The 25531-nt window shown below is 51.3% G+C and carries 22 protein-coding genes; 2 read left to right on the forward strand and 20 right to left on the reverse strand.

What is annotated here, in order from left to right:
- Positions 1-68 precede the first annotated feature (68 nt).
- The 15 genes from ccmB to licT form a co-directional block, all read right to left on the reverse strand.
- Entirely contained in the window at positions 69-725 is a 657-nt protein-coding gene (gene ccmB, locus AACH44_RS11890) for a heme exporter protein CcmB (protein ID WP_261848390.1), read from the reverse strand.
- Positions 713-1345 (reverse strand): cytochrome c biogenesis heme-transporting ATPase CcmA, encoded by a 633-nt coding sequence (gene ccmA, locus AACH44_RS11895; RefSeq protein WP_261848391.1) that lies wholly within the window; start codon positions 1343-1345, stop codon positions 713-715. The genes ccmB and ccmA overlap by 13 nt, the downstream gene beginning before the upstream one ends.
- A 190-nt stretch (positions 1346-1535) precedes the next feature.
- On the reverse strand, positions 1536-2363 hold the full coding sequence (nrfG, locus tag AACH44_RS11900) for a heme lyase NrfEFG subunit NrfG (RefSeq protein WP_261848392.1): 828 nt from the start codon (positions 2361-2363) through the stop codon (positions 1536-1538).
- The gene (gene nrfF / locus AACH44_RS11905) at positions 2360-2761 is read right to left on the reverse strand and encodes a heme lyase NrfEFG subunit NrfF (protein WP_261848393.1); all 402 of its coding nucleotides are present in this window, start codon (positions 2759-2761) and stop codon (positions 2360-2362) included. The genes nrfG and nrfF overlap by 4 nt, the downstream gene beginning before the upstream one ends.
- Complete coding sequence (locus tag AACH44_RS11910) at positions 2754-4628, reverse strand: heme lyase CcmF/NrfE family subunit (protein ID WP_261848394.1); 1875 nt, start codon at positions 4626-4628, stop codon at positions 2754-2756. Before AACH44_RS11910 ends, nrfF begins: the two co-directional genes overlap by 8 nt.
- 21 nt (positions 4629-4649) lie before the next feature.
- On the reverse strand, positions 4650-5612 hold the full coding sequence (gene nrfD, locus AACH44_RS11915) for a cytochrome c nitrite reductase subunit NrfD (protein ID WP_261848395.1): 963 nt from the start codon (positions 5610-5612) through the stop codon (positions 4650-4652).
- The gene (gene nrfC / locus AACH44_RS11920; protein ID WP_261848396.1) at positions 5609-6280 is read right to left on the reverse strand and encodes a cytochrome c nitrite reductase Fe-S protein; all 672 of its coding nucleotides are present in this window, start codon (positions 6278-6280) and stop codon (positions 5609-5611) included. The genes nrfD and nrfC overlap by 4 nt, the downstream gene beginning before the upstream one ends.
- Positions 6277-6846, reverse strand: coding sequence for a cytochrome c nitrite reductase pentaheme subunit (gene nrfB / locus AACH44_RS11925; protein WP_261848397.1), 570 nt, complete (start codon positions 6844-6846; stop codon positions 6277-6279). Before nrfB ends, nrfC begins: the two co-directional genes overlap by 4 nt.
- Positions 6847-6892: 46 nt before the next feature.
- A complete protein-coding gene (gene nrfA / locus AACH44_RS11930) occupies positions 6893-8326 on the reverse strand; it encodes an ammonia-forming nitrite reductase cytochrome c552 subunit (protein WP_261848398.1) in 1434 nt (477 codons plus the stop codon).
- A gap of 441 nt (positions 8327-8767) precedes the next feature.
- Entirely contained in the window at positions 8768-9781 is a 1014-nt protein-coding gene (locus AACH44_RS11935; protein WP_261848399.1) for a nucleoside hydrolase, read from the reverse strand.
- 106 nt (positions 9782-9887) lie between these two features.
- The gene (locus AACH44_RS11940) at positions 9888-11072 is read right to left on the reverse strand and encodes an alpha/beta hydrolase (RefSeq protein WP_261848400.1); all 1185 of its coding nucleotides are present in this window, start codon (positions 11070-11072) and stop codon (positions 9888-9890) included.
- Between the two features lie 92 nt (positions 11073-11164).
- Complete coding sequence (locus AACH44_RS11945; protein ID WP_261848401.1) at positions 11165-12823, reverse strand: carbohydrate porin; 1659 nt, start codon at positions 12821-12823, stop codon at positions 11165-11167.
- A gap of 254 nt (positions 12824-13077) precedes the next feature.
- Positions 13078-14472, reverse strand: a complete 1395-nt coding sequence (locus tag AACH44_RS11950; RefSeq protein ID WP_261848402.1) for a glycoside hydrolase family 1 protein — start codon at positions 14470-14472, stop codon at positions 13078-13080.
- A gap of 35 nt (positions 14473-14507) precedes the next feature.
- Positions 14508-16409: a PTS beta-glucoside transporter subunit IIABC gene (gene bglF, locus AACH44_RS11955; protein WP_261848403.1), complete on the reverse strand. Its 1902-nt coding sequence runs from the start codon at positions 16407-16409 to the stop codon at positions 14508-14510.
- Positions 16410-16713: 304 nt separating this feature from the next.
- Complete coding sequence (gene licT / locus AACH44_RS11960; RefSeq protein WP_261848404.1) at positions 16714-17577, reverse strand: BglG family transcription antiterminator LicT; 864 nt, start codon at positions 17575-17577, stop codon at positions 16714-16716.
- Between the two features lie 645 nt (positions 17578-18222).
- Here licT and pykF point away from each other — a divergent pair.
- Both pykF and AACH44_RS11970 read left to right on the forward strand, forming a co-directional pair.
- The gene (gene pykF / locus AACH44_RS11965; protein WP_039478700.1) at positions 18223-19635 is read left to right on the forward strand and encodes a pyruvate kinase PykF; all 1413 of its coding nucleotides are present in this window, start codon (positions 18223-18225) and stop codon (positions 19633-19635) included.
- A 314-nt stretch (positions 19636-19949) separates the two neighbouring features.
- Complete coding sequence (locus AACH44_RS11970; RefSeq protein ID WP_005970385.1) at positions 19950-20186, forward strand: major outer membrane lipoprotein; 237 nt, start codon at positions 19950-19952, stop codon at positions 20184-20186.
- A gap of 181 nt (positions 20187-20367) precedes the next feature.
- On the opposite strand, the gene AACH44_RS11975 is transcribed toward AACH44_RS11970, so the two are convergent.
- From AACH44_RS11975 to sufC, 5 genes are all read right to left on the reverse strand, one after another.
- Positions 20368-21390, reverse strand: a complete 1023-nt coding sequence (locus AACH44_RS11975; RefSeq protein ID WP_261848405.1) for a L,D-transpeptidase family protein — start codon at positions 21388-21390, stop codon at positions 20368-20370.
- Positions 21391-21772: 382 nt separating this feature from the next.
- The gene (sufE, locus tag AACH44_RS11980; RefSeq protein ID WP_039481183.1) at positions 21773-22189 is read right to left on the reverse strand and encodes a cysteine desulfuration protein SufE; all 417 of its coding nucleotides are present in this window, start codon (positions 22187-22189) and stop codon (positions 21773-21775) included.
- Between the two features lie 32 nt (positions 22190-22221).
- Positions 22222-23445, reverse strand: a complete 1224-nt coding sequence (gene sufS, locus AACH44_RS11985; protein WP_261848466.1) for a cysteine desulfurase SufS — start codon at positions 23443-23445, stop codon at positions 22222-22224.
- Complete coding sequence (gene sufD / locus AACH44_RS11990; protein ID WP_261848406.1) at positions 23445-24791, reverse strand: Fe-S cluster assembly protein SufD; 1347 nt, start codon at positions 24789-24791, stop codon at positions 23445-23447. The genes sufS and sufD overlap by 1 nt, the downstream gene beginning before the upstream one ends.
- A complete protein-coding gene (gene sufC / locus AACH44_RS11995; RefSeq protein WP_005970394.1) occupies positions 24766-25512 on the reverse strand; it encodes a Fe-S cluster assembly ATPase SufC in 747 nt (248 codons plus the stop codon). Before sufC ends, sufD begins: the two co-directional genes overlap by 26 nt.
- Between the last annotated feature and the right edge of the window lie 19 nt (positions 25513-25531).

A 25531-nucleotide genomic window follows, 5' to 3' on the forward strand; every position in this document is an offset into this window, starting at 1 on the left:
AATCGTGTGCTCACTTTGCGTAAAACGCATCCCAATGGGACGATGAAGGCGATCCTGAGATCGGAAAATTATTGAATGCTCACCCGCAACGCCGCCGCCGTGGCAAACGGGCTCAGGGTGGCGCTGCCCGCCAGAAAGGCACCGAGGATCGCCAGATACCCACCGACCGGCAGTTGCATCATCGCGGCCTCGACCGCCGCCGTCGCAAATATCAACAACGGTATGGTGAGCGGCAAAACCAGCAGGCTTAACAGCACGCCGCTGCGGCGCAGCCCGACCGTTAATCCCGCGCCAATAGCACCCAGAAAACTGAGCGTTGGCGTACAGAGCAACAGCGTTAACGCCATTACCCACCAGCCGTGGCTGTCCAACCCAAACAGCAACGCCGCCAGCGGCGAAAGCAGGAGCAGCGGCAACCCGCTAACCATCCAGTGCACCACCACTTTCGCCAGCACCACTAACGGCAGCGGCAAAGGCAGCAGTATCAGCTGTTCCAGCGAGCCATCCTGATAGTCATCGCGGAAAAGGCGATCCATCCCCAGCAGCGAAGCGAGCAACGCCGCCACCCACACCACGCCGGGTGCCACACGCATCAATAGCTGCGGCTCTGGTCCAATAGCCAGAGGAAATAAGATGATGACGATCAGGAAGAACCACAGCGGGTTAAGAATTTCCGCGTTATTGCGCAACGCAACGCGCAGCTCTCGAGCAATCAGCCGCCGCATGATGGGGTTCCCTCACTCGGCGTAAGCTGGATACAGCGAATATCCTGAGCGAACGGACGCAGCGGCTGATGGGTGGTTAAAATGATAATGCCGCCGCGCGCAATATGGTGCTCCATGCGCTGTGTCAGCATTTCGACGCCCGCTACGTCAAGCGCGGTCAGTGGTTCATCCAGAATCCACAGCGGGACGTCGGTGAGCCACAAACGTGCCAGTGCAACACGGCGCTGTTGCCCCGCCGAGAGGCGCGCCACGGGCACGTCTTCATAGCCAGCCAGCCCGACGGCGGCCAACGCTTGCCAGAGTGCATCCTGATGCTGCTGCGGAGAGAAAAAGCGCAGGTTCTCTTCACCCGTCAGGACGCTCTTGATGCCCGGCTGATGACCTAACCACAGAAGCTGCTGATTAAACTGCTCGCGTATGCGGTTGATGCGCTGACCTTGCCAGCAGATTTCCCCCGATTCAGGCGTCGCCAGACCGCTTAAAATGCGCAACAGCGATGTTTTACCCACCCCGTTGGCACCGGCAATCTGCACCATGTCTCCCGCACTGGCGGTAAACGACAACGCGCTGAACAGCACATGCTCATCGCGTATGCAAACCACATCGCGCGCTTCTAACATCGGGGTGTACTCCTACTTTCTTAGTGGCTATAGAATAACATGACGTTCTAACTCCCCCTCTTGGGGGTCGTAACCCTAAAGGGTTAATCTTTTTTATTGAGATCAATAAAGTCGGCGATTCCGGTTATTTCTGTCATCATGACGGTGCAAAAAACCGCGCAGGCACCGCTGAATCGTGAGGAGTCACGCACTATTTCTGGCTGTTCTTCAGCAGCGTTGCCGTGTTGATCGCCTCGATCAACTGGACGCGATTAACCCGCGGACTGTAGGTATCCAGTAAGCGCTGCCAAATCGTAATCGCGCGGGCATAGTCCGCTTTCAGGAACGCATCAGACGCTAGCAGCATTAGCGCCGTCACTTCATTGGCATCCAGCGCCAGCGCTTTATCGACCATCTCCTGCATCGGCGGCGTAACAGCCTGACCGGACTGGTAATACAGCACCGTCGCCAGTGCCGAATACAGTTCCGCGCTGTCGCCCTTCAACGCAATCGCCTGCCGATAAGCCCGCAGCGCGTTGTCGTAGGCATTACGGTAAAGATAATATTCACCTAGCTCAGCCCAGAGGACGCTGTTGCCCGGTGTTTTACGAATGTTGTCCTGCAAGGTAGTAAGCTGTTTTTCCTGTTGCTGCGCGTCGCTAAAATCGTGTAGCGGATCGGCAAGCCGCTGGCGCTCCGCTTGGACGAGCTCGCCGCGCGGGCTTAGCGCGTAGAGCGCCGCACTACTCAAGAAAATAACGATGACGGCAACCACAACGGCGATGGTGGGCATCGGACGCGACGTGAAGGAGGGACGTGATATTAGCGGCAGATCGTGCGACAGTTCGCGCCCCAGCATCTTTGCCTCATGCTCGGACAGATGCTTTCCTGCCTGTTCACACTGAAAATGCCAGATGCGCTCCGCTAAACGCGGTAGCGTGTCGTCGTTCTCCGGCTTGCGTAGGGGCAATAGCGGCCACAGCAGTCCGGTAATCAGAATAATGGCGACAGCGGCGATCAATACCTCTAACAGGCTCATGGGCGCGCCCCTCGGCTCTGTCGCCGCATCACGCGCCACGCAATAACCACAATCGCTACCAGCAAGAGCAACGGCGTGAACCAAAGTATGCCGGTTTGCATTTTCATCGGTGGGTTGTACTGAACAAAATCGCCATAGCGCTGATTCATAAACGCGATAATTTCTGACTTATCTTTGCCCTGCTCCACCATGGAAAAAACCTCATGGCGCATGCTGACTGCTACAGGTGAGTTCGATTCCAGCAGACTTTGGTTCTGGCATTGCGGACAGCGTAATTCCCCAGCAATCGCCAACGCATCCTGACGCTGTGCCTGACTGGAAAATACCCAGGTATCGACCACCTGAGCCTGCACAGAAAAAACCAGTAGCATAAGGAGAAGCGCAAGGGGTTTAGTCATCGGCCCGTCTCCCTCGGAACCACCCCAGCAGCGCGCCCACAACCATCAGCATGCCACCGCCCCATACCCAGCGAACACCGGTTTGCACATAGAAACGCATCGCATAGCGGTTTTCGCCAGTTTTCTCTCCCATCACGGCATACCATTCTCTGATTGGCTCCCAGGCAATGCCCGGTTCAACCATCTGCTGTTTACGTGCGTTGTAATAACGACGTTCCGGCATGATGCGGGCGATCGGTGAGTCGCCACGATAAATCGCAATCACGGCCTGCTCGGCGGTGTAATTCTGTGCTGCGACTAACTCCAGCTGTAAAAATCGGAAATGGTAGTCGCCCAGCGTGACCTGTTCTCCCTGACCCACATTGGCGCTGATTTCCTGCTTGCTGCCCGCAGAGAACGCGATGCCCAGAGCAAATAACGCCACGCCCGAATGTGCCAACAATGCAGGAAGCTGCTGACGTATCGCCGACAGCGGCTGTAACCACTGTGCGGCCATAACCCAGCCGATCAGACCCGCAGCCAACGCGACGGCGTACCCATGCGGCCATAAGACCAGCGTGATAATGACGCCGATAGCCAGCGTCACGTCGAAACGCCGGACTGGCCATCGCGCACTGCGTTTCCAGTAGCCGCCCGCCGCTGCCCCGATGAGCAACAGCATCAGGCCACCGAAGGGCAAGAGCACGCGGTTGAAATAGGGCGCACCTACCGAGATTTTCCCCCAGCCCGCCAGCCCATAGATCATCGGGTAAAGCGTGCCAAGTAATACCACCAGCGCGACGGCACTGAATAACAGCAGCACCAGCAATATCGCCATTTCCCGCGACCAGCCGGAGAAACGGGCAGCAGAATGGACAAGCTGAGCACACCAGCCATAAACCGCCAACGCCACCATACTCAAGCAGGCGAACAGAATAAAGAGAGGCACCGCACGGTCATGTTCGAGCGCGAACGCATGAACCGACACCAGTATCCCGGAGCGCACAATCAGCGTGCCCAACTGGCATAAAATGAACGTCAGCAACGCCAGTATCAGCGACCAATGTCGGAAGATGCCGCGCATGCGGGTGACAGACAGGCTGTGCAGTAATGCGCTGGCCGTAAGCCACGGGAGCAGCGAGGCGTTCTCTACCGGATCCCAGAACCACCATCCGCCCCAGCCCAGTTCGTTATAGGCCCACCACGATCCGAGGATAATGCCCAGCGTTAACAGGCTCCAGGCGGGCAGTGTCCAGCGCCAGCAAATCCAGGCGGCTGGCGCAGTAAACTCACCATGAATCAGGGCGGCTAACGCCAGCGCCGCACTCACGGTTAACCCGCCATAGCCCAGATAGAGCAACGGCGGATGAAGGATAAGGCCAATGTGTTGCAACATGGGGTTGAGATCTCTCCCCGCCACCGCAGGCGGGAAGAGACGCACAAAGGGATCGGAGAAAAAGACAATGAACACCAGCAACGCAGTCGCGATCACGGCCAGCATCGCCAGCGTCAGCGGAAACAGATCGCTCTCCGCCTTACGATAGCGACAGGCGAACGCGGCGCTCCAACCGGTTAAACATAGCAGCCACAGCAACAACGAGCCTTCATGCCCGCCCCAGACCGCCGCAATTTTTAGCCCCAGCGGTAAATCACGATGGCTATGCTGGGCGACGTAATTAACAGAAAAATCATCCTGTACCACGCTCAGCGTCAGCGCGATAAACGCAAACAGCACGAGGCCAAACAGTACCAACGTCCAGCACCGCGCCAGTCGGTAAGTACCCGACCAGCGCAGGGAGTAGCCTGAAAATGTCAGCAACGCCGTCGCCACACCGACGCAAACCGCCAGCGACAGCGCGACATACCCAAATTCTGGCAATAGCAACATCAACCGGCCTCTTGCTGGGAATTAGACAACGGTTAACTGCCCCGCATAGAGGATAAAGAAGCGCAGCAGCAAGACCCCCACCAGACTCATGCCACAAACCGCCAGCACCCCATAGTGCGAATGCTGTCGGTTAGCCCATGACTTGAGCAGCAAGGGAATGACCAATCCAATCCCTACCACGCCCAGCCAGAACCACATGGCCCAGAACCCGCCGCCCACGGCAGCCACTAGCGCCCGCTGCTTCCCATCGTCCCCTAAAGCAAGGCCGATAAAGAACGCAAACAGTAAGAAGATTTCTAGCCACACGACCGGCATTTCGACACGGTGTACAAAGTGCGCTTCTTCGCTATGCGGATTGCGGCGATAGCGGCAGGCCATGGCGATCAGCGCGACAGCGGCACCGGAGGACACCCCCGAAAACAGGAATAGCGCGGGTAAAATCGGGTTATTCAGCAGCGGATAGGTCTTCAGCGCGGAGAGTAAAAAACCGGTATAAGCCCCTAACATCACCGCCAACAGTAACATCACGATATCCAGCGATTTCTGCATCGGAGCCAGCCAGCTGAGCACCTTAGGCAGGATACTCAGCTTCGGCAGCCAGCGTTGTTGCAGTGCTATAGCCTGCTCGCTAAAAATGTTGATCAGCCAGACTGCCAACGCCGCCATGTAAACCTGAAACAGCATGACCCCAACGGACATCACCGAGGTAAAGCTGTAATGAAACATGAGCTTCCAGAACGTCCAGGGGCGCGTCAGGTGGAAGACCAGAATCAGCAATCCCAGAATGATGGTGCACGGTGCAAGAATCAGCGTCGTGCGCATTAACGTACTGTCGGCGGTTGCCTGCTCAGGATGGTAGCGCCGCAGTAAGGCCGACAGCGTCACCAGCCCCGCAGAGATGCCGACCAAAAACAGGTAAATCGCAATCGGCCAGTCCCAGACTAACGAATCAAAATGGAATGCGCTTGAAGACACGGGCGTCATTGATGAACCTCCCCGTATTTAAACGGTACGCGATAAACCTTAGGACGAGTGCCGAGCGCGATTTTGTAGCGGTACGTCGGCTGTTGACGAAGCAGGCGGGAAATCTCACTGTCAGGATCGTCAAGGTTACCGAACGTCAGCGCCTTCGTCGGACAAGACAGCACACAGGCAGGTAGCTTCCCTTGTTTCAGATTGGTCTTGCGGCAAAAATCACACTTGTCCGCCGTTTTCGTTTTCGGATGAATAAAGCGCACTTGATAAGGGCAGGCAGCAATACAGTATTGGCAACCTACACACAGATCGGGATTCACATCCACGATGCCGCTTGCCGCATCGCGAAACGACGCCCCAGTCGGACACACGTCAACACAGGGCGCATGATCGCAGTGCTGACAGGAGTGACGGAAAAAGCGATATTTCACGTCAGGGAAAGTCCCGATCGGTTCACTGCGAATGATCGTCAGACGTGAGACGCCTTCCGGCACCTGATTGACCTCACGGCAGGCGTCCATGCACGCCGTACAGCCGATACAGAGCGATTCATCGTGGATCATGCCGTAGCGGACGCCGTTGATATTCAGCGTCTGTGCGACAACCTGCCCCGCCGTACTGGTGAGGGCAATGAGCCCCCCCATACGGGCAAGAAATTGACGGCGAGAGCAACTCATGGCTGCCTCTTATTACCCAGATGCACTGAGGCTGGGTTGAAGTCTGGGTTATTGCGCTGATCGCTATGGCAATCCACGCACAGTTTGATGCGGCTCTTGTCGTTCAGCGTCTGCATACTGTCTTGCGTGGGGTGCAACTGGTGGCAACTGGCACAGGCCACTTTCGCGACATGCACATCGTGTGGCCAAAACGATTTCTGCAACTGCTCCGGGGTATGGCATGACATGCAGACGCTGTTTTGCTCTTCCACCTTATACATCGGGAAGTTAAAGCGCATGACATCTTTAACGCCTTCGCGGTGCAGCAGCGATGGCTTGCCATGACAATTCGTACAGGTCACCTGCTGTTGATTGTGCGGGTTGACGGCAGAGGCATGTTTGCCCTGCATGCCATCCTCTTCCGGTTTATGGCACTGTAGACACGCCTCATCGGGATTGCGTTGTGGCATGACCTCCCAGCGCTCTCCTTTTTCCGCCTGAGGTGCGGGCTGCGTCAGCCCTGGCAAGGCCCAAAGCATGCCTGATACCAGCACCCCGGCAGTCAATAACGAACGTAATACGCTCATATCCACTCCACTTTATGATCGCCCGCGTCCACAGGCGATGGGGTTATTAGTTCAGTCGTCCCGCTTTACGCGCTTGCTCATCCCACTGCGGCACTACCGTATTCAGGAAATCCTGTTTTTCGGCGTTGATCTGCTGCATGTTGAGCCCAATCGCCTGCTGCGCTTTCTCTTTCGTCGAGATATCCGGCAGCTTGACTTCGCCTGTCACCCCTTTTTGTGCCAACAGACGAACCAGTTTGGTTCTCGCCTCGGCGGATTTACTCAGCGAGGTGCCGAGCATCCGTAAGCCTTCATCCGGCGCATGCATGTGAATACCGTGAGAGGCAACCGCCAGATCCCAACGCCACTGCGCATGACGGATATCCATCAGAATCGGCTGCATTTCTGCTTCGGTTGCACCGGCATCCCAGGCCGCTTTAGCCTCAAAGTGCGCATGAACCAATTGCTCTTCTGCTTTCAGTTTTAATTCCTGAATCGCTGTTTTACGTTCAGCAACAACCGTCTGCATTGCCGCTTTATCCTGCGTGTGGCAATTGGTACAGGTTTCGCCGTAGTTGTCGAAGGGGTTACCTATCTTGTGATCGGTATACAGCTTGCCGTCTGCGTTTTTCACTTTCGGCATATGGCAGTCGATACAGGTCACGTTGTTTTTACCGTGAATACCAATGCTCCAGGTTTCATACTCTGGATGTTGGGCTTTCAGCATCGGCGCGCGGGAAAGGGAATTGGTCCAGTCGGAGAAGGAAATAGCGTCATAGTATTTTTCCATGTCTTCGACTTTCGTGCCGTTATCCCATGGGAACTTCACGGCTTTGTCTTTACCGGAAAAATAATACTCCACGTGGCACTGTCCACAGACCATGGACTGCTGCCCGAACCGGCTGGCGCTGTCAAACGGCTTGCCAAGGGTTTCCATTGCGCGTTCCGCATATGGGCGGGACAGCGTCAACGCCGGCTTGCCCTGAGCAAAATCCGGGGATGCGGTGTCATGGCAATCTGCACAGCCGAGATCGTTAGTAATCTCCGGCCCGCCCCGCGCCCACTTACCTTTGAAGTAGCCGTCCTCACCCTCCTGTTGGATCAAGCGGGCGACATCCGGGCTTTTACAGCTCCAGCACGCCATCGGCAACGGGCCATCTTCAGCCGTCTTCGGTGCACCGGTACGCAGCGTTTCGCGCACGTCCGTTATGGCGTAGGCATGGCCGCGCGGCTTGTTATAGTCTCTGGAAAAGGGGTAACCCGCCCAGAGGACCACCATCATGGGGTCTTCTGCCAACGCATCATGACGTTCAGACTGTTCAGTGGTCGCTTTCCACGAGTTGAACTGATCGGGGTGTTGATTAGTGAATACGGAGTTTCTTGCTTCTATCGGGGCGAGTGGTGGTGACACCGGAGCATCAGCGGAATAGGCTGGAATCAGTAGAAAGAGACTGGCTACCATGCCCCATAGATAGGAGACTGACATGCTTATCCTGACCATGCGTTTGTGTCCACATTAAGCCGCCTACTGGCGGTCATTTTAGTTATCTATTCGACAGAAACCACACCAACTGTCGTGACATTGCTCGGTGCTATAAATAGCAAAAAGATGCATTAAAAATATTGTTTTTGATCAAAGGTAAAGAAAAGTAATGAATCGTATCGAAAGTTATATGAGGATTGTCTCAGTCACGGAGGGGGCATCGCAGAATATGGCAAGGGGCTTAAACACGGGGGGACTTAAAAATTAAGCACTTAAAAACCGGGCGTTTAAGGATCAAGACAGGTGGCGCGAGCACTGGGATGACGCGCCCATCTCGGCAGTTCATCCCAGTTCATTTGCTGATACAGCGCGGCGTTTTGCCCGATAGAGCACATCAGAAGCTAAATAAGTGGAGCTTAAGTGAAAAATAGCCCCCCACAGTATGCCCTTCCGAGATTTTTATTTCCCTTGACCATAGGCTAACGTCAGCTTGGCGTAGAAATCTTCCAGCGTGAAGCGGGCATCAACGGCGTTATACACTCGAATCTGGCGCGCATTGTCCTGCGGTACATAGGTCAGATCGTCGTTTAACTGTGGGGCATTGACCAGCGTGTAATGGTATTCGTGATCGTCCAGCAGCAGAGAAACCGAGGGATTATCACCCAGTACCCAGACTTCGCTTTTCGGCCAGGGAACATCTTTGATGGTTTCGGAAATTGCACGATTAAACTCGATTAGCTGTTGCCACAGGTACTCCCCGACCTTCCCCTGTGGCTTAACGCGCACGGCAAGCTCAGACAGCGAGACGCGTACGGACATATAGACATTATGTGGCACTTGCCACAATGGCACCTGAGACTTGAATACGTTGTTCGCCGCAACCGGATCGTTGAACATGTTGTATTCCCAGCCGCCTTTCGGGTAAGGCATACCGCCAATCCACACCACCGTCATTTTGCTGGCGATCGTCGGTTCAGCCTGTAGCGCGGCAGCGATATCCGTAATCGGCCCCATGACTAGCACAAACAGGGGATGCGAATCGTCTTTTAACGCCTCCTTGATCAGCATTTGCGCACCCTCACTCAACGCAGGCGCACCACCGTCGGTTTTCAGCGCTTGCGTTGCCCCGCGATAAACAGGGACGTCAGTCTTTCCCATTACGTTCATCAGGCGTTGAAGTTCATGATAGCTTTCCATCATGCTGTTTTCGCCATTACGTTTCATCAACGGCGCGGTACGCGAATAATGGGCAGCAATCAATCCTTTCACCTGCATCGTTGGCGTCAGCACCGCATGGGCAACGGCAAAATCATCGTCAGCCTCGTTTTTCGCATCGGCGCTGATAATGACGCGAATCTGTTTATGATCGGCAACGTCAAAAGGTGACGTTTGTGCCTGAGCGGTGAGCACGCTGAAGAAGGGCAACGCCACGATCAACATGGCACATCGGGAAAAATACCGGTGAATAGACATAATTATCCTTAATTGTGATGGGCAATCGTTGATATGACAGCTTGATGATTCAAACTGCCATCAGAGAAAGCGAGCCTGCGAACATTCAGCCCGCCGCATGCAGACACTATTTAAAAAGTTTCTGAACAAATTCACTGTAGGCCGGCCGCCAGACATCCATCTCATGGCCGAGGTTAGGATAGTGGCGGCAATCAAACTGGATGTTTTTCTGCTCCAGTACCGTTTTCAGGCCAGCAATATCCTTACCCGTGATGTTGTCCGTTTCGCCAATCACCACCGTAAAGTTCTTCAGTTGCCGATTAATCTGCTCCGGTCGTTCAAACTGTGCCGCAACCGCCGTGTTTGGCACCGTTTCTGTGGTCACGCCGCTGAACGTTGCCAGCCAGCCGAAATGATCCAGGTGGCTCATGCCGGATACCAGTGCCTGATAACCGCCCTGAGACAGCCCAGCCAGCGCTCTGCCGTTTGCATCCTGACGGACATTAAAACGTTTGCCGATCTCGGGGATAATGTCATGGATGAGTTCCCTGTCCGCCGCGAGCGCGTTACGCGGATAGAACACGTTGCGGCGCTCCTGCGGTGGATACGCTTCAGGGATAATCCCCGGAACGTCGGTTTCCGTATCAGGGACGACGACCAGCATTGGCTCAATTTTTTTCTCTGCCAGCAGGTTATCCATTATCTGCGGTATCCGCCCCTGCACCACGGCTGATGCGCCCGTGTCACCGAAGCCATGATAGAAGTACAGCACCGGCAGCGGTTTTGACGATTCGCTATACCCCGGCGGCGTCCAGACATAGACCTGACGCTCTGATTTCAATGCTTTCGAGTGATAGGTCAGCGTTCTTAACTCACCGTGTGGTACCTGACGCACATCCAGAATGCTCCCCGGTACCAGAATCAGACTGGTATTCACCTGACGCTGTGGTTTAGTAAACGCCGTGCCAGTATCGATGGTACGAAAACCATCGACGCTGAAGAAATATTCATACAGGTTCGGTGCCAGCGCAGGCGTTTTGAACGACCACACGCCGGACTCATCTTTCGTCATCGCATGGGACACGATGCTATCGGGCGTCGAACCAGTAAAAACACTGACCTGTTTCGCTGTAGGCGAAAACAAGCGAAAAGTAATGCTGCTATCGGCATTAACCGCCGTGACGTACTGGCTTACAGGAACCGTTGCCGCAGGCATAACAGGAAAATCAGCAGGGAGTGCCGATGCGTTAACAGAAACGCCAGCCAGAACCCCGAAAGTTAATAATGATAACGATATTTTCTTCATGTTCATTCGCATAACCCCATCCCGACCATTACGTAATCGAGTCTGTTTTTGCTAAATATGACAGCACCGCCGCAGCGGTGCCGACGTGATGAGAGCAATTACCACCAGACTTCCGCCTGAACCCCCAAAGAGAATTGATCGCTCTTGCTGTCGTTAAACGTGGCCTGACTGATGTCGTTATCTTCAATTTTTAGGTAAGTACCATAAAAACGAATTTCTGGTCGTGACGTCAGCATACTGGTATTCACTTTGATGGCATGATATAGCGTCGTTTTATAACCGGATTCATGGTAATTCACACCGTTCGTTTTATTAGTTTGGTTAAAGTATGCCAATTCCACGCCAGTCTGATTGAACTTATCCCAAATATAGGCGGGACGAAGTACCGCACGGATACTGTCAAAGTCAGTATTTGCACCCGTGTCATAACTGTAGATATCGTTACCTTTTGAATAGACCAGTGCATTGGCCATAATAATATCATCACGCAAATACATTTCCCCTTGCGAGATCACACGAAATGCATTCCCTGAATGGTTACCGTAGTAATCGCCATTACGGCTATACGTCGGGTTAGCATCGGATATATTAGCAAAACCGCTGGCGATAGCATTGCTGGCACCTTGTACGGTAAATTCATTAAATCCGCCGTTATATAATCCTTGACGTAAAATGACGCCAGCTGTCCACGCATCTTTCAATTTATAAGATAATCCGTCGCTCTCATCATTTTTCTGTATATTGTCTTTATTGGCTTGCGCATACTTACCAATCAGAGACAACGTTGCATTATCCCATAACGGAATACCTTTATAACGGATGTCAACCGCGTTGGTATTAACCTGATGTTTATCTTGAGGCGAATTGCTATTACGTGGGTTATATAAGGCATGACGCGCGTTAACATCCTCACGATTTAACGAGAGATCCAACTGCCCTACGCCCAACTGCCAGTTTTCAATACCTACCCCACCCGCTGCTTCTGAACGGTGGCTTTTCCAGTCCAGCATCTGAATTTCATAGACAGGTAAGGTATTTTTACCTACCCAGAAATCAGCGTCTGGCGCAAAGGGGAGAAACCCTTTTGTTGTGACATACATTTGAGAAAATTGCAGTTTATTTTCGTTATCAGCATCTTCACCAAACCAGGCACTGTTGTACTGCATCCCCACATTGCCATCTAATTGAACCACAGCATCGACGCGTTTATTGCCTTCTTCAAATACTTTTTGGTTTAAGGAAAGATCGAACCAGCCACTGTGCTCATTGCCAAAACGCCCCAGCGAGCCGATCGCATAAGATTTTGGTGAGCCATGATCGGCAGTTGCCCATCCCGAGCGGAAATAGCCCGTGTAGCTAAAACCAAGGTCATTTTTGACGTATTTGCTAATTTCAGCCAGCGTCAGCGGTTTTGGCTGCATATCTGTAGTCGCGACAACATCAACCGTGTTTGTCGCAGATTGAGCAACGGGAGCCGCTACCGCATAATCAACAGGAGATCGCTCGCTAGAGGTAACAACCTGCGTCTTATCTTTTGCCATTGAATTTGCAGCTACGCGTGTTTTATTCTCCGCGATCGTTTTATATTCACGCAGCTCTTTTTTCGTCGATTGTAATTCGGCTTTATTTTTCGCCAGTTCTTTCTCCAATAGTTCAAGTCTTTCTTCTACGGTCAATTTTGCGGCCATCGCACCATTAGACAAAAACACTGACGACATCAGTAATACCATCATCTTTACAGGGAATTTTTTACGCATGATTATTATCCGAGTAGGGTACACTTTTAAATTGAAAACAACATGCTTTCGACGCTAGCCGAAATCTCGTCTATTTATAAAATTTTGTAAAATCCAAATGATCGTTTATATGATTTAATGGCTAGTCAACACTCTCCCGTTTCATTTTATTTTTCTGCCATCTTTTCCATGGGTAGTAAAAAATAGAGTTCGCATTCATTCCAGAATTTGCTTTTCTGAGAATGAATGCGGAAATAACGTAGCGACACGCTGATTTATTTCAACGTTTCTCCGTTAGACGAAATAACGTCTTTATACCAGTAGAAACTTTTCTTACGTCGACGTTCTAGCGAACCATTGCCTTCATCATCACGATCGACATAAATAAAACCGTAGCGTTTCGACATTTCGGCTTTTGACGCACTAACCAGATCGATAGGACCCCAGCAGGTGTAACCCATAACGTCAACGCCATCTTCCAGCGCTTCGCCCACTTGATACAGGTGATCGTTCAGGTATTTGATACGATAGTCATCGTTAATGCTGCCATCACTCTCAAGTTTATCTTTGGCACCCAGCCCGTTTTCCACAATAAACAGCGGTTTCTGGTAACGGTCATACAGATAGTTCAGCAAATAGCGCAGCCCTTCTGGGTCGATCTGCCAACCCCATTCAGAGCTTTCCAGATGCGGGTTCGGCACCATATTCAAAATATTACCACGGGCTTTCAGGTTCACGTCTTCATCCGTGGTCACACAGCCCGTCATGTAATAGCTGAATGAGATGAAATCGATAGTTTCTTTCAACGACTGACGATCGTCTTCGGTTACCGTCAGCGTAATACCGTGCTGCGCGAAGAAACGCGTCATGTACGCTGGGTAGTATCCTCGGGCTTGTACATCACCAAAGAACAGCCAGTCGCGGTTCTGCTGCATCGTTTCCATCACATCCGCAGGCTTGCAGGTTAATGGATAGAACATGGAGCCCAACATCATATTGCCGATTTTGGCATCAGGGATGATGTTATGACACGCCTTTACCGCTTTAGCGCTAGCAACAAGCTGGTGATGGATCGCCTGATAAATATCCTGCTTACTACTCTCGGTAGGTAAACCAATTCCTGTAAAGGGTGCATGTAATGCACAGTTGATTTCATTGAACGTCAGCCAATATTTCACTTTGTCTTTATAGCGTTGGAATACCGTGCGGGCGTAGCGTTCGAAGAACGTAATCGTTTCACGGCTTCCCCAGCCGCCATAATTTTTCACCAGACCATACGGCATTTCATAGTGAGACAGCGTCACCAGCGGCTGAATGCCATACTTTACCATTTCATCAAACAGGCGATCGTAAAATGCCAGCCCTGCTTCATTCGACTGGGTTTCATCACCCTGCGGGAAAATACGCGTCCAGGCAATCGAAACTCTCAGGCATTTGAAGCCCATTTCAGCAAAGAGCGCGATATCTTCGGGGTAACGGTGATAAAAATCGATCGCCGTGTCTTTAATGCCGCTGTCGCCCGGCGTACGCGTGACGATCTCGCCAAAAATACCCCGTGGCTGTAAATCAGACGTTGATAGCCCTTTGCCGTCCGTTAAATACGCACCTTCAACCTGATTGGCTGCAATCGCGCCGCCCCACAAGAATGCTTTCGGAAACTGATGACTCATTTTTTCTCCTCCCAATTGGGGTATAAATGTCAAGGTCAGCGAATTAACGTCAACAGCGCACCCTGTTCCTGCACAGTGTTTCCGGCAGTAGGCAGAACATCAACGTAATCTTCGCTATTGGTAATAATGACGGGCGTTGTCGTGTCATAACCGGCTTTTTCGATCGCCTGATAATCAAACTCCACCAGAAGATCGCCCTGTTTTACGACATCCCCCGTCTTAATGTGTGCAGTGAAATACTGACCATCTAATTTCACCGTATCGATTCCGATGTGGATGAGGATTTCAGCACCATATTCAGACTCCAGTCCGATGGCATGATTGGTCTTGAACAGCGAGGCAACCGTACCATTCACCGGTGAAACTACGCGCCCAGCCTGTGGTTTAATCGCAATGCCTTTTCCCATTAATCCACTGGCGAACGTTTCGTCGCCAACCTGCGCAAGTGGCAGTACGATGCCCTCAATCGGGCTATTTATCGCTTGTTTACGCGTTGTATCGCTCGGATTCTGCGTAGCTTGTGGTGCTGCCGTAGGCGCGTTGACTACTGTCGTATTCTCTTGTGACGGAATGCCAAATGCCCAGGTGGCCACCGTAGCGAAGGTAAAGGCGATCGCCGTACCAATAATCGCGGCCCACACCGTATTATCGACACCTGTCGGCGGGATAACCTGCGTAAAGGTGAAGATGCTCGGAAAGCCGAAGGAGTAAATGGTGGTATGGAAATACCCCAGAATCGCGGCACCTATCGCGCCACCCGCACAGCCAAAGATGAAAGGACGCTTCAGCGGCAGCGTGACGCCATATACCGCGGGTTCGGTAATACCAAAGATGGCTGCTGAGAACGCTGAGCCAGAAATCCCTTTCAGTTTCATATCGCGGGTACGCAGCAGCACGCCCAGCACCGCGCCGGCCTGCCCTAATACTGCGGGAACCAATAGCGGCATCATAGTGTCATGCCCTAATACGCTGAGGTTGTTAATCATCAGCGGCGTTAAGCCCCAGTGCAGACCAAAAATCACGAACACCTGCCATAACGCGCCCATCAATGCACCCGCAATCGTGGAGTTCAGCCCGTAGATCAATTGGTATCCGCTGGCTAGCATATGTCCTAGCCAGGTCGCCGCAGGCCCAATCAGTAGGAATGTGACGGGAACAGTGATACAGAGGCACAGTAACGGCGTGAAGAAATTGCGGACGTTGATGTGCATTATGGCATTCAGTGGTTTTTCCAGACGTGAAGAGAGCCAGGCCGAGAAAATAATCGGGATAACAGAAGAAGCATAATTAATAAAGGTGATCGGAATGCCAAGGAAATAAAGCGGCTGATAATTCGCATTCTGCATGGCGCCAAATTCGGCAATCATGGATGGATGAACCAGCGTGGCCCCAATTACCATAGTAACAAAAGGATTTCCACCAAATTTTTTCCCTGCGGTATAACCCAAAACTACAGGAAAAAAAAAGAATAATGCATCACTTGTCGCAAACAGAACTTTATAGGTTCCGCTGGTTTCGACCATCCATCCGCACACTACACTCAGCGCTAAGAATCCCTTTAAAATACCAGAAGCGACCATAACACCAATTAACGGTGTAAATATTCCAGAAATAATATCAATGAAGCGGGAAAGAAGATTTCCTTTCTTTTCGTCCTCTTCTTCAGAGCGTTCGGAATCGGTTTTATCAGTCAAACCTGAAACATCGAGTAAACTACGATATACGTCGCTGACATGATTGCCTACGACGACCTGAAATTGCCCGCCACTTTCAACCACCATGATCACGCCAGCGTTATTTTTCAGCGCAACTGCATCCGCTTTCTTGTCGTCTTTTAGCTTAAAACGTAGTCTGGTCGCGCAGTGTATTACGCTAATGATGTTGCCACGTCCGCCGACACCATCGAGTATCTCACTTGCTAATGCTTTGTATTCCATTGTCTATCCTTAATACTTAATGGACTTAAATATCAATAAGTTAAAATCGCCAGAGCTGTTTGAGACAAAAAAAAACCTAAATCGGTTTTCCCAATAACCATTGAGAAAACGATTTAGGTTTTGCCTGCCTGCTGAGATTAGTCTGACAGTAACAATCCTATTGGTTTGTCAGCACAGCCAATATGCTGACAATAAAATTTCACTTCATCTGATAATTTACTTTCCACATACTTTATTCTTTCACTTTCATCGAAATCAAGGCATTTATCTTACTATTTTGTGATAAAAAGAAAATTAGCAGAATTTATTCTCCATCACCAGGTTCCATCTTATCTTGCCCTTCCGTTCGCACACGCTCAATATGAATAGTTAAGAACATCAACTCTTCTTTCGTTAACGTGTACTGGTACTTTTGAATAATATGTGATTGTATTTTTTCCGCGCAGTGATAAGACAATTGGTATCTTTCTTTCACCACATCATGCAGTGATTCATCATCACTACATACGGTACTTTTTCCGATTAACCGCTGCGCAAAAAATTTCAAATGTGTCACAAAACGGTGGTAGCTTAACGCCTGCTCGTTATAATCCAGATTCAACTGATATTTTACAATATTCAGTATTTCCTGCATGATTTTAGTAATTTGCAACACTTCAGGCATTTCGCTATCAAGTTGCGCATTCACCAAATGCAGAGCAATAAATCCGGCCTCATCCTCCGGTAACCGTACAGCAAGACGCTGTTCAATAATATCCAGCGCTTCCAGACCGACAGCAAATTCCTTTGGATACAGGCGTTTTATTTCCCATAACAGCACATTGCGGATATCCACACCTTGTTTGTGGCGCTCTATCGCAAAGTGGCAGTGATCGGTTAACGAGATATAGACACTATTTTGCAGTTTCCCGGGCAAACGCGCTTTTGCCAGCAGAATGATCTTGTCTGCTGTGGTGATCACATCCAGCGGAATTTCTGACAACAGCTCCTGTAGGCGCGATGTCAGCTCCCCTGATTTCATCACAAATACACGCTCAATCAGCGTTTCGTCCAGCAGATCGCCAGAGTGCTTTTTGAAGCCCAGCCCGCGTCCCATCACAACCGACTCATTATTGCTTTCGTCGATTACGGTGACGACATTATTGTTGAGTATTTTGGCAATCTTCATTTTTCAAACCCTGGAAACAAAAAAACCAGACACCCGTAGCAAGAACGAGCATCTGGTTTTGCCTGCTTACGCAGTAACAATCCGCAATGGCTGGTAAACTACCATTTGCATTCATCTTCTCAAGGAGCATGACACAAAAACGTGATACTGATCGACAGAAAAGCATGTTGCTTACACGCATTTTCTTTATTTATTGTCAACTGTTACAAGAATCAACAACTTGCTATCACTCACCGCAATCGCGTATTTATACGGTGGATTTCTTAGGCAGTTGCGCAACAAAGTTAGGTAAAAACACCAAATCGCTCAGTTTTTTGCGTAAACGCACTGAAATATTCAATTTCTGACCTTTTACCACCTTGTTTCTCGTCGCTTAATAACTATAATACGGAACGTCGTTTCAATTGAATGGTTTCAGCTAAACAACGTGCCACTATCAATAACATTATTATCAACGGCATCGCCAACGCTAACCCCCGCGAATCCCATGCGACGAGCGGTTGCGCACTTCATCACCCATTCGCTACGACCTTCTATACTTACCTCTTTTACAGCGTTCCTTCATACATTCTTTCCAGCGGCTTGCCTCACACGGCCACTGGTTCACTCATTTTTTTATCCATCACAACTTGTAGAAACTATCGTATGAAAAAGACAAAAATTGTTTGTACCATCGGGCCGAAAACAGAGTCAGAAGAAGTACTTGGCAACCTGCTGTCTGCCGGCATGAATGTTATGCGCCTGAACTTCTCTCACGGGGATTATGCAGAACATGGCCAGCGCATCAAGAACCTGCGTGCCGTTATGGAAAAAACCGGTCAGAAAGCCGCTATCCTGCTTGACACCAAGGGCCCAGAAATTCGTACCATGAAGCTGGAAAACGGTGCGGACGTCACGCTGACCGCCGGTCAAACATTCACGTTCACCACCGATCAAAGCATCGTGGGTAACAAGGATCGCGTCGCAGTCACGTACGCTGGATTCACTGAAGACCTCAGCGTCGGTAACACCGTTCTGGTTGATGACGGCCTGATCGGTATGCAGGTTACGGCGATCAGCGGCAACGATGTCGTCTGTAAAGTGCTGAACAATGGCGATCTAGGCGAGAATAAAGGCGTTAACTTGCCAGGCGTTTCCATCCAGTTGCCTGCTCTGGCTGAAAAAGACAAACGCGACCTGATTTTCGGTTGCGAACAAGGCGTCGATTTCGTTGCTGCTTCTTTTATCCGTAAACGTTCCGACGTTGAAGAAATTCGCGCTCACCTGAAAGCACACGGTGGCGAGCACATCCAGATCATCTCCAAGATCGAAAACCAGGAAGGTCTGAACAACTTCGACGACATTCTGGAAGCCTCTGACGGCATCATGGTTGCTCGTGGCGATCTGGGCGTTGAAATCCCGGTTGAAGAAGTGATCTTCGCGCAGAAGATGATGATTGAAAAATGTAACCTGGCACGCAAAGTGGTTATCACCGCGACGCAAATGCTGGATTCCATGATCAAGAACCCACGCCCTACCCGCGCTGAAGCTGGCGACGTCGCTAACGCCATCATCGACGGCACCGATGCCGTTATGCTGTCTGGCGAAAGTGCGAAAGGTAAATATCCGCTGGAGTCCGTTACTATCATGGCAACGATCTGTCAGCGTACCGATTCCGTAATGAAAAGCCGTCTGGACACCATCAAGACACCTGGAATCCTGCGTATCACTGAAGCGGTCTGTCGCGGTGCAGTAGAAACCGCAGAAAAACTGGATGCACCGCTGATTGTGGTCGCAACCAGCGGCGGTAAATCTGCTAAATCTATCCGTAAATACTTCCCGAATGCTCGCATTCTGGCGCTGACGACGAACGACGTCACCGCGCGCCAGCTGCTGCTGAGCAAAGGCATTGATACGCTGCTGGTGAAGGAAATTGCCTCTACCGATGATTTCTACCGCATTGGTAAAGAAGCCGCGCTGAATAGTGGTTATGCGCAAGCTGGCGATGTCGTCGTGATGGTATCTGGTGCGCTGGTTTCTAGCGGCACAACCAATACCGTTTCCGTACATCGTATCTGATCCTAACAAGTAGATCGGTAAAAAGCGCCTTAATGGCGCTTTTTTTATATTCTGAAACGATTTTCTACAGCACGATAACCTAATTAATTCCTTTGCGTAACACGCCATTTTAATAGCTTTACGCTTCGGAGTTCTCTGACAAAAATAGCGCTGTTTTCCTTACTTTTTTAATGAATCGATAAAACTCGCTGTTTCTTTGAGCGAACGATCAAAATTAAGCATGTTCTCATCAAAAATTTATTCTCATTAGAAAATAGTTTGTGTAATACTTGTAACGCTACATGGAGATTAACTCAATCTAGAGGGTATTAATAATGAATCGTACTAAACTGGTACTGGGCGCGGTAATCCTGGGTTCTACTCTGCTTGCTGGTTGTTCAAGCAATGCTAAAATTGATCAGCTGTCTTCTGACGTTCAGACTCTGAACGCTAAAGTTGACCAACTGAGCAACGACGTGAACGCAATCCGCTCTGACGTACAAGCTGCTAAAGATGACGCAGCTCGTGCTAACCAGCGTCTGGACAACCAAGTTCGTACTTACAAAAAGTAATCGAGCTGGTTCAGTAATGGAAATGGCGCACACTGTGCGCCATTTTTTTGCCTTCGTTTTATTTCTCAATCTTTCTCTTCATCCCTTTTTCTTTCACGCTAGCGAGTATATTTCTTCCCCTTCCCAGTCATTGGAATTGCACAGATGCGTCTGAAACGCACCTGGCTGATTTATTTCATCATTACCGAGACGTAGTGCTAATGGCGCTAATAGGCGCAGCCTGATGTGTTTCAGGCGCTTCTGGAGCAGACTCTACGGGTGATTGGTAGGTATTAATATCTTGTCCCACGCTAACCACTATCGGCATACCGGAACGGCGTGCAATCGCATCAGCCACTGCTTGATTGTCCGTCTCTGCATCCTTCACAAATTTCTGCGTCTTTGCCGTCAGCGGAATTTTCATCGTTTGTGGATCGTCCTTATCGGTCTTTGATAAAGGCTGATGCACTTCAACGTAGCGTTTGCCATCCGGTTCAACGGAGGTTTTAATCGCATCGTTAACAATCTGCACGCGCGTACCGACTGGCACGTTATCGAACAACGCCTTGATGTCATCTGGACGCAGGCGGATACAGCCAGAGCTTACCCGCATGCCAATACCGAAGTCCGCGTTCGTGCCGTGCAGCAGATAAACACCACCATGCGCTGACAGACGCAGTGCATGTAATCCCATCGGGTTATCCGGGCCGGCTGGAACGACCGCAGGCAGCTTAATGCCCTGTTCTTCGAGATAATGCTTACGGATGTTTGCCGTTGGCGTCCAGGTCGGATTCTCGCGCTTCTCGCTTACGCTGGTGGTCATCAGTGGTGTATTGCGCCCCAGTTGGCCAATACCAATGGGATAAACGATGACGGTGTTTGTCCCTTTCGGGTAGTAGTAGAGACGCAGTTCCGCCAGATTAACCACAATGCCTTCACGCGGGGTATCCGGCAGCAGCATTTGCGACGGGATCGTGAGGGTAGAACCCGCTGTCGGCAGGTAAGGATCGGCTCCTGGATTCGCTTCCAGCATACCCAATAGGCCAATCTTGAAGCCCGCCGCGATAGCTTCCAGCGGGCGGCCATCATTGGGAACCGTATAAGCGATATTTTCACCAATAAGACGGCTGTTTGGTGGCGGTAGCGGGTATTCTGTCGCTCTGGCGGCGGTGCTGGCCAGGTATGCGGCGAAGGCCATACCAAGTAAAGTTAACGCGCGTTTCATAGTAAATTCCCTACAATCAATAACATCTGGTTGTGTACCCAGAATGCAGTATCCGGCTATATCTCTTGATCTGGTGTTTAAATACAGCCATTGCTGCGTCTTTCCACCGAACATGGGTATATATTAGCATTGTTGTAACAAAAGAATATTTGATTTAAAAATCAAAGCATTGATATTCAATTCTTTACAAAGCAGAGTCAGCATAAAATTTAACGGGAAATAAATATACGGGACGAATTCTGAAATATCAGCGAGTTAATAAATAAACGGGGAAACAATAATGTATCGTTGGTAAAAATCAGTAAATGCAAAAAACAAAAAAGCGCTGAACGTTTTTTCCGTCACCGCGCTTTTTTATACTCAACGAAAGCAGAGAAAAAAATTAAAGCAGTGCAGCAGCATGCGCACGAATCGCCCGTAGCATCGCCTCAAGTCCCTGAGAGCGGGATGGTGTCAGGTGTTGGTTCAACGCCAGCGATTCAAAGAACGGCCGCACATCCAGCTCAACAATTTCCTGCGCTGTTAGCCCCTGATACAGGCTGAAAACGACCGCGATCAGGCCTTTCACAATAGCCGCATCACTGTCGCCGTGCAGGGTGATCACCCCCTGCTCATCAGGCTGTGTCACAATCCACACCTGGCTCTGGCACCCCGAAATCAGGTTATCGGGATTACGCCACTCATCGGGTAGCGGGTCAAGACGCTCCCCTAACTCGATGACATACAGGTATTTTTCTTCCCAGTCATTACAGCGCGCAAAGTTGCGCGCCAGCTTCTGCGGTTCTGGCAGACTCGCCATGGTTTCCTCCCCGAACAGTACGCGCGCGGCGCTTAACTGCCCAGTAATCGATGGATACGTTGCAATCCGGCAACCAGCCGGTCAATTTCTTCGCGTGTAGTATAAACGGCCAACGAAGCGCGGCACATACTGGGAACACCATAGTGTTCCATCAGCGGCATCGCACAATGGTGGCCGGTGCGAATCGCAATACCGTACCGATCGAGGAAACTTCCGACATCATAGGCGTGGTGCTGCCCAAGGTTAAACGCAATCACACCGTGACGCTCCGCAGGGCCATATAGCGTCAGGTCGGGCACCTGCGTTAGCGCTTCCAGCGCGTACTGCATCAGTGAGGATTCATAACGCTGAATCTCTTCACGCCCCAGCGCCGTCACATAGTCCAATGCGGCACCTAAGCCCATGATCCCCCCCGTGTTGGGCGATCCCGCTTCGAAACGCCAGGGTGAATCGGCATACGTGGTGCCTGTACGCAGGCTGACCTGACGAATCATCGCCCCGCCGCCTTCCCACGGCGGCATGGCCTGAAGCAGATCGCGTTTGCCGTACAACACGCCAATGCCTGAAGGGCCGTAGATCTTATGCCCTGAAAAGACAAAGAAATCGCAGTCCAAATCCTGTACATCGACAGGCTGATGCATAATCGACTGTGCACCATCGACTAATACGACTGCACCTGCCGCTTTTGCCTGCGCGATCATCGCTTTCACCGGGTTCAACGTACCCAGCACGTTAGATATCTGTGTCACCGCCAGCAGACGAGTGCGTTCATCCAACAGCGCGGGAAGCTGTGCGACATCCAGCGAACCATCTTCAGCCAGAGGCAATACGCGAATCTCAATGCCACGCGCTTCCGCCAGCATCTGCCAGGGAACGATATTGGCGTGGTGCTCCATCTCGGTGATGATCAGGTTATCGCCAGGCTGGATGAAGGTGCGGCCGTAGCTGTTAGCCACCAGATTGATGGCCTCCGTCGTGCCGCGTACAAAGACAATCTCTTCCACTGAGGCGGCATTGATAAAGGATGCCACCTGCTCACGCACCGCTTCCATCGCACTGGTCGCCTGCGCGCTCAGCGTATGAATGCCGCGATGCACCGCTGCGTATTCATGGCGATAGAATTCGGCTTCGCGCTCGATAACCGACTGTGGCTTTTGCGCACTGGCCGCGCTATCAAGATAGGCTAACGGCTGGCCGTTAACTTCGCTTGCCAGCACCGGGAAATCGGCGCGAACCCGTTCAATAGGATAACTCATCATACCGCCTTGCCGGCATTCGCCAGCGCGTTGGGTAAACGCTGCGCGATACGTTCAAGAACCACATCTCGCAGAGACTCATTTTCAATCGCTTCTGTGACTTCCGCCGCGAAGGCGAAGATGATCATCTGTTGCGCATCCTGTTGCGTAATACCACGCGAACGCAGATAGAACAGCTGTTCTTCGTCCATACGGCCGATGGTTGCACCGTGGCTGCATTTCACGTCATCGGCGTAGATTTCCAACTGCGGCTTGGTGTCAACCTCAGCCAGTCTGCCCAGCAACAGGTTGTTGTTGGTCATCTGTCCGTCAGTTTTCAGCGCATGTGGTGCAACTTTGATCATGCCGTTAAACACCGCTCTGGCGCGATCGTTGACGATGACTTTATGCAGTTGGCGACTTTCGCCGTAGCCCTGATTGTGTTCCAGATACGTTCGCGTATCGCACACTTCGCTGCCGATCGGCAGAATCAGGCTATTCATGGACAGATTGGTACCTTCGCCGTTCAACTGAGCGCTGGTATGGTGACGTGTCAGACCCGCCCCCAGCAGGAAGCTGTGGCTACGAACCCGAGCATCACGCGCCAGAACCAGATCGTTATGCGCGAAGTGGTAGCTCGCCGCCGCTTCAAACGCCAGCTTATAGTGGCTAATCTGGCTATTTTCCGCCGCATTCACCGTCAGGCGTGCGCCGGTAAAGTGGGCATGCTCATCCAGACTGACGTAGTGCTCGATAATTTCCGCGCTGGCACCACGCTCAACGTTCAGATGATGACGATGGTGAGCCGTGTTCAACGCGGCTTCCTGGCTGCTGCTGATGTGCAACAGGTAAAGCGGTTTTTCCGCCAGTTGTCCGGCAGCCAGACGAATCAGCGTACTGGTGCTAGCCAAACTTTCGGTCAGATGCAGGAACACTTCTGACTGGATAGCCGCAGGCAGCGCGCCACGCGCATGCGACGCCTGTACGTCGACCTGATAAGGCCCCCACGCGCTGTCGCTGAATTCAGCATTAAATACACCATCGACAAACACCAAACGCCAGCTATCCACCGCCAATGCCAGTGCATTCACCGCTGCACGGTCGAGAGACGGTGCCTGCGGGGCGACAAATTCATTACTCAGCAAGCCATCCAGCGGCGTGTATTTCCAGTGCTCATGCTTACGATGTGGTAAGCCAAGACGTACCACGTCCTGCCAGTGTTGGTTTGCCTCTTCAGAACGACGTGATGCATCGCGTTCAAACAGGCCATGCCATTGTTGCAGCGCGTGTTCTTGCTTCTGTGCGATGCCGGTTTTACCCACGGCGTTATCACTCGTCACATTATTGTTCGTCGGTAAGCCAGCCATAGCCTTGCTCCTCCAACTGTTTCACCAGCGAGAAATCACCGGATTTCACAATGCGACCTTGATACAGAACATGGACGTGATCCGGTTTGATGTAATCAAGAATACGCTGGTAGTGCGTGACGATGATGAACGAACGCTTGCCGTCGCGCAGAGAGTTCACGCCGTTAGAGACGATTTTCAGTGCGTCAATATCCAGCCCGGAGTCCGTCTCATCCAGAATGCACAAATCCGGTTCCAGCGCCGCCATTTGCAGAATGTCGTTACGCTTCTTCTCGCCGCCGGAGAAGCCCACGTTGACCGAACGGGTCAACAAATCTTCAGGCATATTCAGTAGCTTGATTTTCTCTTCGATAAAGTCGGCGAAGTCAAAACGATCCAGAGGTTCCTGCTCACGGTATTTGCGCACCGCGTTCACAGAGGTTTGCAGGAAGAACTGGTTGCTGACGCCGGGGATCTCTACCGGATATTGAAACGCCATGAAGACGCCTTCACCCGCGCGGTCTTCTGGCGATAACTCCAGCAGATCTTTCCCTTTGAAGCTGACAGAGCCATCGGTCACTTCATATTCTTCACGTCCAGCCAGCGTCGCGGAGAGCGTACTTTTTCCTGAGCCATTCGGGCCCATAATCGCGTGGACTTCACCCGGCTTAATGGTGAGATTAAGCCCTTTGATGATCTCTTTGCCTTCAACGCTAACTTTTAAATTTTCGATGCTTAACATGCTTATTCCTTCCAACGCC

Source organism: Pectobacterium araliae, assembly GCF_037076465.1.
GTDB classification, from domain to species: Bacteria; Pseudomonadota; Gammaproteobacteria; order Enterobacterales; family Enterobacteriaceae; genus Pectobacterium; species Pectobacterium araliae.

Bases quoted from the DNA above. Each gene is read 5' to 3' on its own strand.
- ccmB (WP_261848390.1), bottom strand. From the start codon at position 725: ATGCGGCGGCTGATTGCTCGAGAGCTGCGCGTTGCGTTGCGCAATAAC.
- ccmA (WP_261848391.1), bottom strand. From the start codon at position 1,345: ATGTTAGAAGCGCGCGATGTGGTTTGCATACGCGATGAGCATGTGCTG.
- nrfG (WP_261848392.1), bottom strand. From the start codon at position 2,363: ATGAGCCTGTTAGAGGTATTGATCGCCGCTGTCGCCATTATTCTGATT.
- nrfF (WP_261848393.1), bottom strand. From the start codon at position 2,761: ATGACTAAACCCCTTGCGCTTCTCCTTATGCTACTGGTTTTTTCTGTG.
- AACH44_RS11910 (WP_261848394.1), bottom strand. From the start codon at position 4,628: ATGTTGCTATTGCCAGAATTTGGGTATGTCGCGCTGTCGCTGGCGGTT.
- nrfD (WP_261848395.1), bottom strand. From the start codon at position 5,612: ATGACGCCCGTGTCTTCAAGCGCATTCCATTTTGATTCGTTAGTCTGG.
- nrfC (WP_261848396.1), bottom strand. From the start codon at position 6,280: ATGAGTTGCTCTCGCCGTCAATTTCTTGCCCGTATGGGGGGGCTCATT.
- nrfB (WP_261848397.1), bottom strand. From the start codon at position 6,846: ATGAGCGTATTACGTTCGTTATTGACTGCCGGGGTGCTGGTATCAGGC.
- nrfA (WP_261848398.1), bottom strand. From the start codon at position 8,326: ATGGTCAGGATAAGCATGTCAGTCTCCTATCTATGGGGCATGGTAGCC.
- AACH44_RS11935 (WP_261848399.1), bottom strand. From the start codon at position 9,781: ATGTCTATTCACCGGTATTTTTCCCGATGTGCCATGTTGATCGTGGCG.
- AACH44_RS11940 (WP_261848400.1), bottom strand. From the start codon at position 11,072: ATGAACATGAAGAAAATATCGTTATCATTATTAACTTTCGGGGTTCTG.
- AACH44_RS11945 (WP_261848401.1), bottom strand. From the start codon at position 12,823: ATGCGTAAAAAATTCCCTGTAAAGATGATGGTATTACTGATGTCGTCA.
- AACH44_RS11950 (WP_261848402.1), bottom strand. From the start codon at position 14,472: ATGAGTCATCAGTTTCCGAAAGCATTCTTGTGGGGCGGCGCGATTGCA.
- bglF (WP_261848403.1), bottom strand. From the start codon at position 16,409: ATGGAATACAAAGCATTAGCAAGTGAGATACTCGATGGTGTCGGCGGA.
- licT (WP_261848404.1), bottom strand. From the start codon at position 17,577: ATGAAGATTGCCAAAATACTCAACAATAATGTCGTCACCGTAATCGAC.
- pykF (WP_039478700.1), top strand. From the start codon at position 18,223: ATGAAAAAGACAAAAATTGTTTGTACCATCGGGCCGAAAACAGAGTCA.
- AACH44_RS11970 (WP_005970385.1), top strand. From the start codon at position 19,950: ATGAATCGTACTAAACTGGTACTGGGCGCGGTAATCCTGGGTTCTACT.
- AACH44_RS11975 (WP_261848405.1), bottom strand. From the start codon at position 21,390: ATGAAACGCGCGTTAACTTTACTTGGTATGGCCTTCGCCGCATACCTG.
- sufE (WP_039481183.1), bottom strand. From the start codon at position 22,189: ATGGCGAGTCTGCCAGAACCGCAGAAGCTGGCGCGCAACTTTGCGCGC.
- sufS (WP_261848466.1), bottom strand. From the start codon at position 23,445: ATGAGTTATCCTATTGAACGGGTTCGCGCCGATTTCCCGGTGCTGGCA.
- sufD (WP_261848406.1), bottom strand. From the start codon at position 24,791: ATGGCTGGCTTACCGACGAACAATAATGTGACGAGTGATAACGCCGTG.
- sufC (WP_005970394.1), bottom strand. From the start codon at position 25,512: ATGTTAAGCATCGAAAATTTAAAAGTTAGCGTTGAAGGCAAAGAGATC.